14 protein-coding genes are annotated in these 12742 nt (G+C 29.3%); all 14 read right to left on the bottom strand.

Annotation, left to right across the window (positions count from 1 at the left end):
* Positions 1-20: 20 nt before the first annotated feature.
* Genes LG649_RS12675 through LG649_RS12610 form a run of 14 tightly spaced genes read right to left on the bottom strand, consistent with a single transcriptional unit; the run spans position 21 to position 12742 of the window.
* Positions 21-800, bottom strand: a complete 780-nt coding sequence (locus LG649_RS12675) for a glycosyltransferase (RefSeq protein ID WP_226544187.1) — start codon at positions 798-800, stop codon at positions 21-23.
* Positions 801-812: 12 nt separating this feature from the next.
* A complete protein-coding gene (locus LG649_RS12670; RefSeq protein WP_226544186.1) occupies positions 813-1649 on the bottom strand; it encodes a glycosyltransferase family 2 protein in 837 nt (278 codons plus the stop codon).
* Positions 1649-2425 (bottom strand): glycosyltransferase family 2 protein, encoded by a 777-nt coding sequence (locus LG649_RS12665; protein ID WP_226544185.1) that lies wholly within the window; start codon positions 2423-2425, stop codon positions 1649-1651. The genes LG649_RS12670 and LG649_RS12665 overlap by 1 nt, the downstream gene beginning before the upstream one ends.
* Positions 2426-2432: 7 nt before the next feature.
* The gene (locus LG649_RS12660; protein ID WP_226544184.1) at positions 2433-3692 is read right to left on the bottom strand and encodes a glycosyltransferase; all 1260 of its coding nucleotides are present in this window, start codon (positions 3690-3692) and stop codon (positions 2433-2435) included.
* Positions 3689-4603 (bottom strand): class I SAM-dependent methyltransferase, encoded by a 915-nt coding sequence (locus LG649_RS12655; RefSeq protein WP_226544183.1) that lies wholly within the window; start codon positions 4601-4603, stop codon positions 3689-3691. Before LG649_RS12655 ends, LG649_RS12660 begins: the two co-directional genes overlap by 4 nt.
* The gene (locus tag LG649_RS12650) at positions 4596-5513 is read right to left on the bottom strand and encodes a glycosyltransferase family protein (protein ID WP_226544182.1); all 918 of its coding nucleotides are present in this window, start codon (positions 5511-5513) and stop codon (positions 4596-4598) included. The genes LG649_RS12655 and LG649_RS12650 overlap by 8 nt, the downstream gene beginning before the upstream one ends.
* A 16-nt stretch (positions 5514-5529) precedes the next feature.
* On the bottom strand, positions 5530-6522 hold the full coding sequence (locus tag LG649_RS12645) for a hypothetical protein (RefSeq protein ID WP_226544181.1): 993 nt from the start codon (positions 6520-6522) through the stop codon (positions 5530-5532).
* Positions 6519-7448 carry a glycosyltransferase family 2 protein gene (locus tag LG649_RS12640; protein ID WP_226544180.1) on the bottom strand — a complete coding sequence of 310 codons (930 nt, stop codon included), beginning with the start codon at positions 7446-7448 and terminating at the stop codon, positions 6519-6521. The genes LG649_RS12645 and LG649_RS12640 overlap by 4 nt, the downstream gene beginning before the upstream one ends.
* On the bottom strand, positions 7448-8224 hold the full coding sequence (locus LG649_RS12635) for a glycosyltransferase family 2 protein (protein ID WP_226544179.1): 777 nt from the start codon (positions 8222-8224) through the stop codon (positions 7448-7450). The genes LG649_RS12640 and LG649_RS12635 overlap by 1 nt, the downstream gene beginning before the upstream one ends.
* 19 nt (positions 8225-8243) lie before the next feature.
* Positions 8244-9161 carry a glycosyltransferase family 2 protein gene (locus LG649_RS12630; RefSeq protein ID WP_226544178.1) on the bottom strand — a complete coding sequence of 306 codons (918 nt, stop codon included), beginning with the start codon at positions 9159-9161 and terminating at the stop codon, positions 8244-8246.
* A gap of 6 nt (positions 9162-9167) precedes the next feature.
* Entirely contained in the window at positions 9168-10154 is a 987-nt protein-coding gene (locus LG649_RS12625; RefSeq protein ID WP_226544177.1) for a sulfotransferase family protein, read from the bottom strand.
* Entirely contained in the window at positions 10151-10957 is an 807-nt protein-coding gene (locus tag LG649_RS12620; protein WP_226544176.1) for a sulfotransferase domain-containing protein, read from the bottom strand. Before LG649_RS12620 ends, LG649_RS12625 begins: the two co-directional genes overlap by 4 nt.
* Positions 10954-11664, bottom strand: coding sequence for a WbqC family protein (locus tag LG649_RS12615; protein WP_226544175.1), 711 nt, complete (start codon positions 11662-11664; stop codon positions 10954-10956). Before LG649_RS12615 ends, LG649_RS12620 begins: the two co-directional genes overlap by 4 nt.
* Complete coding sequence (locus tag LG649_RS12610; RefSeq protein ID WP_226544174.1) at positions 11654-12742, bottom strand: DegT/DnrJ/EryC1/StrS family aminotransferase; 1089 nt, start codon at positions 12740-12742, stop codon at positions 11654-11656. Before LG649_RS12610 ends, LG649_RS12615 begins: the two co-directional genes overlap by 11 nt.

The raw sequence follows: 12742 nt of genomic DNA, 5'->3' as shown, positions 1-12742 counted from the left end.
AAAAATTTATAAGTAAAAGTTTAAAATTTCGGGGGCTTATTAAACATAAATTTTATCAAAAAAAGAGTTTTTTTAAAGATGTACCAAAGATCGACTAAAAAGTTTTTGAGTAATTTAAAACTTCCAACCACAAAACCATTAAAAATATTTTTCCAAGTCACATTATCATGCCACAATTGGTAATTCCCTACAACATCGTTTTTAAACCTAAAGTATAATTGTGCTTTGGTTCTTGTTATTTGGTAACTAAATATTGATGCCACAAAATCAATATCGAAACCTGCTTTTAGCACACGTACTGTCCATTCTTTATCTTCGAAAGTGGCAACATCTTCTCGAAAAGGTATTTGCTCCCAAACCGATTTTCGAAATGCCGAACCAGAAAAAATTAAGCCCGATTTATTAGGATCGTCCTTTACTGAAACTTGATTTATATAATTTCTGTAATCGTTAGGATGATGCAAACAGCGTAAGCCTGCTAAATTGGAATTGGCTTCAAATTTCTGTTTAATTAATTTAAAAAAATCGTGACTTACAGGGTAAGCGTGTGCACTAAACATAACTACAATATCGTAATTTGCTCTTTTGGTTACAAAATTTGCGCTTCCGCCGTAGCTAAAATTTTCAATGGTTACAAAACGTGCACCAAATTGTTTCGTTACGGCTTCACTGGCATCGGTAGATTGGTTGTCTAAAACAATAATTTCACCTATATCGTCACAATAACGCTCGGTTAGGTTTTTTAAGGTAAACTTTAAAGCTTCCTCTTGATTTTTTGTTCGAATTACGACCGATATCATCTATAAATATTTTTATTTTTTAAACCATTTTAACGGTTTTGCCAAAACTTTCGCAATTTTAAATTCTAATGAATGTTTTATTTTTTGCTCGCTTGTACTGTGTTTATTTATTAAGTAAAATAAATATTTTAATGTGGTTTCGTATTTGTCAATATAAATTTCTTTGTGCTTGTTGTACACATATTCCATATTTGCTAACCTATGATTTTGCAAAGTATCGATAAGCATAGACTGCTTCTGCTTGCGGTAGTAAAACAGAAATTCTTCAACGATTTTAAACTCCCAACCTGTTTTGGTAATGGCTATCCAAAACTCCCAATCTTCAAAACCTTTTTTCATGGTTTCATCGTAACCTCCAACGGCTTCCCAACATTGTTTTCTATACAGAGAGGTTGCGATTAAAATATTCTCGTAAAGTAAAGCATGATAATTCGCCCCTTTAGGCTTTAACTCGTGAATAATATTATTCCTGCTACCAAAAAAGAACTTACTATAACACGACGCTACCGCTAAATTTTGATTATTCTCAAGCACAGGCACTAAGGTCGTTAAAAAGTTTTCATGTATTAAATCGTCGGCATCTAAAGGTAAAATAAATTCACCTTTACATTTTTTTACACCTGCATTTCGAGCACTTGATAAGCCACCATTTTCTTTTTCTAAATACTTAAATCGATTATCCTTTGTTAGCCACTGTTCAGCTATTTGAGCTGTGTTATCTGGACTGCCATCGTTAACAATAATACATTCCCAATTGGTATAAGTTTGGTTTAAAACCGATTGCAACGCTTCACCCAAAAAAATTGCATGATTATAACAAGGCACTATTATGGAAACCAATGTATTCATTAAAATTTATTTAGAAAACCTAGTTTAACCAATAACTTTATAATTCTAGATTGTCGTAAATTGTTTAGCGTTTTTCTAAAAGTTACAACATCGTCTAAATCTTGCATAAATGCGGAATAATTACTATTTAAAACGGTATTTCGCTCTTTAAACTTAATTTCCCTATACGCTGCATTCGAACTTATACCTCCAATATAAAAAGTTGAAAGTACATTATTTACATATTTATAAGATATATTGTTCTTGCAAATGGCATCGATAAAGAATTTCCAATCTGAAACCACTTTAAAATCTTCTTTAAAAGAATTGGTTTTAGCAAACACTTCCTTTTTAATAAAAGTGGCTGGATGTGGCAAGGTATCATTTAAAAAATATGAAAATGATAATGTTTTTGGATAGGTTTTTATGAATTGCTTTTCCCTTTCAATAACTTGAAGATTAAAATAGATGATGCCTTCACCTGTAAGTGTACTAAGGTTTTCTTTTAAAACCCCGTCACTATAAAAATGATCTCCCGAATTTAAAAACAGTAAATAATCGCCTTTAGCTTTTGCTATACCTTTATTCATGGCATGATACACGCCTTTATCTTTTTCGCTTACCCAATAATTAAATTTTTGTGCATTGTCTTCAAGATACTCCTTACTACCATCGGTTGATCCACCATCAATAACCACATACTCCAACGCTTGAAACGTTTGTTTTGTAACACTCTCAACAGTTTTTTTTAAGCCTTCGAGGTTATTGTGGTTTATGGTTATTATGGTTAGTTTCACTATAATTTTAATTTAGCAAACTCTTATAGAGATTAATGTAATTTTGGGCTTGTATATTTATATCGTATTTATCAATAGCGTTTTTCCGAATTTCGTTAGCCATAAACCGATTGGAATTATCAAGAAATTTTTCAATTTCGCATTTTAAGGCATTCGCCGAAATTTGGTTTGCAATATAACCGTTTTCCTCGTCTTTTACCATATCTAAAATACCTCCCACAGGAAAACCTATAACTGGTGTACCGCACATTAACGACTCTAAAACAGTATTTGGTAAATTATCCATTAACGAAGGGATAACAAAAACATCGGCTGCCGAATAAGCAACACTCATAAGTAATTCATCGTTAATAACGCCCAGTTCTATTACATTATTTGTAAAATTAAGTTTTACTTTTTTATGGCCTACTGCGCACAAAACAACATTTTCGTTTTTTAAGAGATTAAAAGCTTTAACTAAAAAATCGAATCCTTTTCGGTTTGTATTATTTAACGACTCTGCCACAAAAAGAATTACTTTTTTATCCTGAGGTAACTTTAAAAGGTTACGAGAATAAACCTTGTCTCTAATATTAAAGATTTCTTTATTTAATCCGTAAGCAATATGTTTTACTGTTTTACCGTGAAGTACTGGGCTATTTAAGGCTTCATTTTGCAACCATTTAGAAGGCGCAACTAGAGTGAGGTTATTTACCGAATTAAATATTCTGGTTTTATAATTTTTGTAATATGCATTGGTTTGATTTTCTAACTCTGTATAATCTCTATAAATAGGATTTCCGTTGTTATTAGCTCCAATAATAGTTTCGGTATAATGTTCACCTCCTGTAAAGGTATTCATGTCGTGCATAGTCCAAACCACAGGTTTAGTGTTTTTACCAAAAAATGATTTTAAATCCAAAAATCCTGAAACCCAATGTAAATTAACAACATCAGCTTCTTGATACCATTTATTTTTTGTTATATCGAATTCTGAAAACGGAAAACTAAACAATTCTAAGCGCGACGAACGTTGCTTAAGAAATACTACTTCATTCGATTTTTTCTTGAGATTGTAATTTTCTAGTAATTTAAAAAGCTTCTTTTTTACCCGTTTGTAAATATTTATTTTTTCTGGTAAAACTTTAAATGTTTGAGGAAGATTTTTATGCTTTTTAATTAAAATTACTTTAGAATCTATACCATTATTTAACAATCCTTCATGCAACCTTAAACATGCGTTTGCAGCCCCACCAATATCGCTAGTATTTACAATTAAAACTTTCATTTTTCTTTAACAAAAACAGCAATTATAGTATGGCCTTTTATAAACTTTTGAAACACTTTAACAATTCGCCTAAACAATATTTTAAATTTATAACTTCCAAAAAACCTACGTAATAATGGCATTCTTTTAAACCTAAACGCTATACTTGAATTTATAAACCAGTCTAAATGATAGTCTTGTAAAGGTTCATAAAAAACGCTATCTAATTTAATATTATAAATATTAGTTAAGTATTTTAAAGAATTTATATCCCAAAGCCCCATATGATGAGGAGGTGCATTTAATATCCCTCCATGATTAAACTTTATAAATGAATTATTATTAGGAACGCTAATTAACAGCTTCCCTCCTTTTTTTAAACATGAGATTTGCGCCTCTATGAATGAATTAACTTCCGATATATGCTCAAGAACTTGAAAAGAACATACAAAGTCGTAATATCCCAAATTAGTTTTAGCATGATTTTGAATACTCTCGTTCTTAATATTTACGCCAATAGACTGCCCTATTTTCACACTATTTTCGTTCAATTCTAAGCCAGTAATATTATAACCTAAGTCATTAAGTTTTTTTATAAAGCCTAATCCTCCCGAACCTATTTCTAATATCTTGTAAGTTTTATTTAGCAAGCTTAAAGTCTTTTGATTTTCCCATTTCCACGGCATATAATACCAGTCGTAACTTTGTAACTGCTCATAAAAAAAACCATTTCCTGCAACATTATAAGGATAAAAAAAACGATAACCAGATAACTCACATTTATACAATGTAATTTCTTGCAAACCAATAAAATAACTTGAAACATCTATATTTAAATGCTTCTTATAATCTTTAATCAAATTTTCGACACAAATTACTCTATCAACTTTAACCTTAGCATTGTTTAATAATGGAGAAAGAATGCTACTCATCATTTTTTTTAATTATTCTACTTTTTACTTTCTTTACTATTTTTAACTTTAAGATTAATTTAGCAAATACAGACTGAAGCTTAATTACTTTTTTAGTTTTTGGAAATTGCTTACTTACAATTATTCTTTTATTTTCTAAACTATTTTTTTTATTTGCACTTTTAGTATCGCTCAAACAGTGCACCCCAGACCCATCAAAACCAATATTTTTTATTAAGGGTAATTTGGGGTAAATATAATATCCTTTTTGAATAAACATAGAAGTATAATAACGAATAGCCCAAGAATTTATATTTCCATTTTTCTGCTCGGTAAGCATCTGAAAAAAATCTAAATTACCATAATTAAGTTTCTTCTCATAATTATTTCTTTTAATTGTATCATACAATTCGTATGTATTAAAATTTATTTTTTCCCATTTATCCTTCCAAGTAGCAAAACTCCAAGAACATGAAATAGGTAAAAAATAAGTTTCTGAATCTACATACTTTATAAAATCATATCGGTGCCCAGATATACCATAAACTTTCTCTGACCCTTCATAAACATTTAAGGCATCATTCATAAATTTTAAAAAAAACTTTCCTGAAACAATATCATCTTCCAACACGATAATACGACCATGTTTATTTATAACTTCAGTTACCCCTAAAATTATCGATTGGGCTAAACCGTAATTTGATTTTCTTATTTTTACAACTACAGATTTAAACCTATTTTCATTCTTGGCAATAAATTGAACAGATTCAATTTTTTTCAAATCTAATTCTTGCATATTAGGTTTAGCTCCATCGCAAAATATATACAAATTGCTATGTTTAGCATCTGCATTTAACGACAAGGCTTCAAGAGTTTGCTGCAAATGATCAGGTCTGTTATATGCAAAAATTAATATTGGGGCGAGGTTCATTTTACGTTACTTTATATTATTTTAACCAACCTTTAATTCTTTTTTTAATAGGCTTGGGAATAGGGCTTAAAATACGAGTTCTTAAACTATTTGCTTTATAAATATTTAGTGAAAAATAGGTATTTGTATTACTCTTATTCTTTTTTAAATAATACTTTTTAAACGTATTACACACCAATTTAAACAGTTTTGTTGGCACCCAACTTAAGTTTAAGCTCATCATTTTAATATAGGACGAACTTTCTTTATGATAACAAAAAAACTCACCTTGTTTGTTAAAATATATTTTTTTTAAAAATTGATTTTTTAAAGGCTCGTTATAAGTTTCATAACCATGATTCATGCAAATACAATCGTCGAAAGACTCATTATTTATAATAGCATTTAATCTGATACTATTTACATTTTCTTGGTTTTTATATGCCGTATAAGCGCGCATTTCGGTAAATGCATAATTAGGATGCTTTATAAAATCTTTTCGCTGGATGTTTAAGTAATTTTCATCTAGAAACAGTTCGTTTATTTTCTTAACATAACCATCTATTACTTTAAAAGAAGACACAAATCCATTTATACATTTGCCATTACATTGCTCGGTGCAATCATAATCAACAAATTTATATTCTTGTTTTTGTACATTAGTTAATATTAAATTATCCGAATCGAAATGCCAAAATGAGTTTATATTTTTTTCTTTTACAAAGCCATGAATGTAAAACCAACGCTTAAAAACAAAGTTGGTCCAAAATTCTTTTCCATGTTTAACTCCTGCAACATGTTTATAAACCTTATCGAAAGTTTTTATTTCGTTTGTTGTATAAAAATCCTTAAAATGGTAATGCGCTACTTTGGCTTTTTTGGCAATATGCTCGTTCTCATTATCACCTAAAAGCACTACATGACTTCCAGGATTGGTAAGTTTGGCCTGCTTTAAGGTATAGTACAAATAATCTGAATTACCATAATGACAAAACAAAATATAACAGGGGTTTAATTTGTTATCTATCATTTTTTAATCAGATTTACAATTGGAAAATATTTAAGATTTAAATTAGAAAAAAACAGTCTAAAAGACGACATAAAAATTTTAACCCAACTTAACAATTGGTTAAAAAACTTATTTTTTTCGCCGCTATAAAAAAACCACAAATAACTTAATTGTTTATCAATTCGAGTAAGCGACACATTGTTTTTTGCACTCCAAACAATAAGCGATTCGTATGTTTTGCCATGATATTTCGAATATACTTTTCTATTACTAAAAACATTATTTTCATGAACCCCTCGTAAGGCTGCGGCTTGGGTTACAACACCAGCAAATAATTTACATTTTAAGGCAAGCTTGTAAATAAAATCGGTGTCTTCGCCTACGGTTAATTTACTATTAAACAAACCAGACAACCTAATGGCTTCCTTTTTTAAAGTTAATCCGTTCAAATGTAAATGGCCTTTTCCCAACATAAATGCTTCAAATATTTCATTAGGGCTAATGCCTTGGCTAAGGGTACATAAATTAGTTTTATTGGCATCATTTTCACTAACATTACGGTAATAATGAAACCCAACAGCATTATAAACACCGTCTGCTTCGTTTTGTGTTAAAAATACTTTTGCATCCGTTTTAAATCTGTTTTCTAAATAAAAATCGTCTGCATCTAGAAACGCGATATAGTTTGATGATGCTTTTTTAATCCCAAGGTTTCTGCTAGTAGCGCGTCCTTTATTTTTTTTATTTTTATGATGATGAATTTTTACTCTTTCATCTTCGATTTGTAGGGTTTTTAGCAATTTCAATGAGTTATCGGTACTACCATCATTTACCACTACAATTTCGGCCACTTCAGGTTGTTGTAATGCCGATCTTACAGCTTTTTCGATAAAGCGCTCGCAGTTATATACTGGAATAATTACAGAAACTTTAAAACCTAACTTCATTAAAACTTATTAATTAATCCTAGTTTTATTAACCAGTTAATTTTTCTTGACTTTCGCAAAGTTCTTAAAGTACGTTCTAACTTAAATTTATACTTTAAATCGTTTAAAAGAAGCGGGAAATCTTGTTTTAAAACAAGCTGTCTTTCCTTTTCCATAGCTTCAAAACTTCCTTTTGATGAACTTACACCACCTTCATAAAAATTTGAAAACACCTCATTAACATGCTTATAGCTTGCATTATATTTTATAAGTGCTGTGATAATAAATTTCCAATCGGATACTAATTTTAAATGTTCATCATAAGCCCCCACTGTATTAAACAATTCTTTTTTTATAAATATAGATTGGTGCGGAATAGTATCATTATGTAAATAAAAGAAACTCATTTCACTAGGCACTTCTATTACCCATTTTTTATTGTTTTTTATTCTATTGATATTAAAATATACAAAACCTTCACCAGATAAATATTTTGCAACTTTTGCTAATGCACTATCATTAACCAAATTGTCGCCACTATTTAAAAAAAACAAATAATTGCCTTTAGCTTGTTTTATGCCTTTATTCATGGCATTGTAGATACCAGTATCTGGTTCGCTAACATAATAATTTAAGTCTGTTTTATACTGCTCAATTATGTGTTTGCTACCATCTGTTGAGTTGCCATCAATAACAATTAACTCATAATCATTAAAGGTTTGGGTTTGTACACTTTTAAGCGTACGTTCTAAACCTTGTTTATTGTTGTAATTAATTGTAATTATTGATATTAGCATAATGCAATTTCCTTAATTATTAATTTTTTAAAAAGAATCGAAATTTCTTTTTTAACCAAGTTCTAACTAAGAAATTTTTATGATATTTTTTTAATTCATTTAATTCTTGAATTTCAGGTAAATGGGTATTTATAGCTTCTTTAATTCCTTTGTTTACAATTGATTCGTACTTATAATTGGTAAATTGATTAAAATTTTGATAAATAAAAATCATACCATACACTTTAAAATACCCTTTATGCTTAGTTGAAGCTCCGGTATTGTGCAACCTATAGCAGCCCATAGTGTTAGTAAGATATTTAAATTTCCCTCTTAAAGATAAAAGTAATAAAAAAGGAAAATCACCACTTATGCACCGAAAAAACCAATTTGGCAGCTCAAAATCCTCAAGGTTTCTAAACATTATTGAGCAGGTAGGAACAAACCATTTCTCAATAATATCTTCAGTTTTAAACACTTCCTTTTGAGTGTTTTTTATCATTAAAGTTTCCGTTGTTTCTTTTCCTCGCGAATTTAAAATAGTTACGTTGTGAAAACAGAGTACAAAATCTGAGTTATTATTTAAAAAATCAACCTGTTTTTGCAGTTTTAGTGGGTTTGTCCAATAATCGTCGCCTTCACAAACAGCAATATATTTACCTTTTGCTCGAGGAAAGTTAAATCTTGGATTCATTCCTGATTTAAATTTTGATTTCTGATTTTCGGTTTGATAAATTGGCTTAAAAATTTCAGGATGTTTTGCTTCGTAAGCTTTTATAATATCTGTACTAGAATCGGTCGAAGCATCGTCGTGAATTACCACTTCAAACTTAAAACTGGTTTGTTGCATTAAAAAACTATCCAGTGTTTGTTTTAGGAATTTTTCATGATTATAAACCAAACAACAAATACTTACTAGTGGTTTTGCAACATCAACGCTTTTAAAGTTTTGGCTCATATTTAATTAAACATTTTGAATTTCTAAATACTTATTATACCAAGCCTCCCGCTTTAATTTTTCTTCGGTTGGAATTAAATTATAAGCTGGTTTTTCATGGCGTTCTTGTTTTAATAAAACATCATGTAAACTACTAAATGATTTTTCGCTTAACAGCTCGAAATCTTTTTCATAGCCTAAAAAACTCATCTCTTCATTACAAACATACTCAATGTATTGTATTTGGTCTTTAGTTAATTTGGCTTTGTATTTTTTAGAATTATTTTTTAGAATTGCTTTGTTTAAATTTTTCCAATTATCGGTTTTCTCGGCGTTTTTAACCGACATATTATTTTTATGAAAACTTAGCATTTCAGCTTCAAAATTAATACTTAAAAAATCGCAAATATTTAAAATACTTTGTTCTTGATCTTCAATTAACGCTTCATATTTTACAAGTATAATTTTATTATTTTTAGTGAATTGTTTAAAAAGTGAAATAGTACGTTCTTGATTTTTTTTCCAAATATTTGCAGCTCTTACTAAATCGCCACGATGAACTGGAGAGTTAAACCAGGATAAAGCCATATCGCGTGGGTCTCGAACTAACCAAATATATTTTGCATTTTCAAAATTCTCGTTAATATACGGAGCCAAATTAAAGGTATTAACCTCTTTAATAAATGCATGCGTTTTTAAGTGATGTTTGGCTTCTTTGTTATAAATATATTTAACTACCGAAGCCAAACTTCTATTTGTAATATTTAGTAATTCGGTTTTATTAAAATTAACCTCCCATATGCTAATTTTTAAATTAAACATTTCTAAAATGTCACTTATAAATCTATTCCAATTAGCGTCTTCTTGCAAATTGCCATACTTACTCATTACAGGATAAAAAATTCGTAATAAATGTGGCGGAGTTGGGCCACAATATTGCGAATGGGCATCAATTATTTTGGTTATTAAATTGCTTCCTGAACGCTCTGAACTGATTAAAAAATCGCACCTCATAAAATAAATTTTTTCAATTCTGTATTTTCTAAATCACGCTCTATAAAGCTAATAATTTCAGGAGGTAATTGCCTCCATTTTTTTTCCTCTTTTTTGGTTTTAAAAACACTGTACGCGTCTGTATTGTTTACTTCATTTTTACTTAAAATAAAATTTTGAGTTGATTTTGAATAGCTTAAATTACAAAAATCGAATAAAGCTTTTACTTCAAACTCTGTTTGGTTTAATAGGTTTTCATATTGTATGAGCTTAAATCGATTTTTAAATTGTTTTTCTAACCTTAAGAACATTAATGAGACTTCTTTCCATTTTTCGTAACCATTAAATTCTTCAATTTTATTTAAATTTTTTTTCTTGGCATAGCGCCATTCTTCCAAAACCTGCCAACCTAAATCTTTTCTAAATTCTCTTGGAGCATTTAACCAAGAATAAACTACAGCTAACGGATTACGAACAAGACCTATTACTTTCAACTCCTTGTCTTGTTTTAAAATATGCGCTAAAATATGATGATATCTTACTTCTTTATAAACAATAGCTTTAAATGAGGCTTCTTTGTTAAAAATAGGAAGCTTACCATCTTTCCTAGCTTCAACCTGATTGATAAAATCATCACTTGATTTGGATATATCTGTAAAAAAATCTTGAATATTTTGATTAGTTGAACTTGTTGAAAGCCTGCCTTTAAAGGCATAAGAAAATAATGGTTGATATTTATAAACAACATCTGGGTGACTATTAAAAATCTCACCAAGCCAGGTTGAACCAGAACGAGGCACACTATGCACGGCTATTTTTATCACACTAAAGTATATTTTGTTAGCATGTCTCTTATTTCATCAGGACTATTAAACATCATTACATCTATAATTGAAAGTCCTTTTATAAATTCACTATTAGAAAATTGATTGTATTCTGGTAATTCTGGCTTCAAGAATTTTAGAACAATCTCGTCTTTACTAAACATTTCTTTAGAATAAATAGCTTTTCCCCCTATTGCATTTATATAAACGTTACATTTTTCTATTTTACAAATATTAATCAACCTGTCTTCTTTGCTAAACACTTCCAATCCAGTGTAGGCTTTTGATGATATTTTTAAATTAACATCTAAATCTAAATAATTTAACACCTCCTTAATGCTTAAAATACTAAGTTCTGAAATTGTTTTGCAATTTGATTCTAAAGCTTTATTAAACAAATGAAATACATCTGAAAAATAAGGAGCTTTTGTATAAGCATGTTTAATTGTCTCTTTTAAATTTAAATAGGTCTTACTGTCTTTATGTAAATAAACGTCTTTTATTAACTTATTTTGACTTATATTTTTACAAGGAAATGTTATTATTTTGCCCTTTTCTTGAACTAATATTTTATTTCTATTAACCCAACCTTTTTTTATGAAATTAACATCATCATATAAAATAAATTCATCTACTGCATTAATTAATTGAAAATACCCTAAATAAGGAAAAACATACGGTTGAATGATTGCTATTTTATGCTCCATAGTTATTTAAACAAGAATTTATAATTGAAGTAATTTGAACTAAATCATTTTCTTGTAAACCAACATATACTGGCAAACATAAAACAGTCGTTGAAATATGCTCAGCAATGGGACACAAGCTTGTTTTTATATAAGGCAATTTCTCTAAACTAGGAAAAAAATAACGTCTTGCGAAAATATTGTTTTCCTCCAACTTCTGCTTTACCTCAATTAAAGTGCTTTCATTTTTAAAAATTATTGGGTAATAAGCATAATTCCATTTAAGTCCTTCTCTTATTTTTTGACGCCTCAAAACATTAAAATTCAAACTTACATCATAAAAATTACATACTTTTTTTCGTTCTTCTATAATGAAATTGACATAAGGCAATACAGATAAACCCATTGCGGCTTGCAACTCACTCATTTTGGCATTAATACCTAAACCATGAAATTTTTCTGGGCCATTATGGCCAAAATTGTGCCTAAACCAAAGCTCTTTTTCTATTTCTTTATTTTTACAAAATAAGGCACCGCCTTCACCCGAATGAAATAGTTTTGTTGCATGAAAACTACAAGTGCTAACGTCACCATAATGAAAAATAGAATTGCCTTTATAAGTAACCCCAAAACAATGGGCTGCATCATAAATTAACTTTAAACTATGCTTTTTCGCTATTTTTTCTAACACTTCTAAATTACAGGCATTACCATAAACATGTGTGGTCAAAATAGCAGTAGTTTTTGGGGTTATAGCGGCTTCTATTTTTGTTTCATCAATAGTTAAATAGTCTTTATGAATATCGACAAAAACAGGCGTACATTTTTCCCATACTATACTACTTGTGGTCGCCACATAACTAAAAGGTGTTGTAATTACTTCACCGCAATTTCCAAAAGCATTTAAGGCTATTTGCAGTGGTAATGTGCCATTTGTCGTTGGTATAACAAAATCTACATTTAAAAAGCTCTGTAATTTTTTTCTAAACTCTTTAAATAATTCGCCATTATTTGTTAACCATTGGTTTTCCCAGATACGCGATATCAGCTCTTGAAATTCTTCTTGTGGAGGTAAAAAAGTTTTAGTTACAGGTATCAT

The organism is Neotamlana laminarinivorans, from assembly GCF_020523925.1.
GTDB classification, from domain to species: Bacteria; Bacteroidota; Bacteroidia; order Flavobacteriales; family Flavobacteriaceae; genus Neotamlana; species Neotamlana laminarinivorans.
The sequence above is the reverse complement of the archived record's forward strand: the minus strand, read 5'-3'. Positions and strand labels throughout refer to the sequence as shown.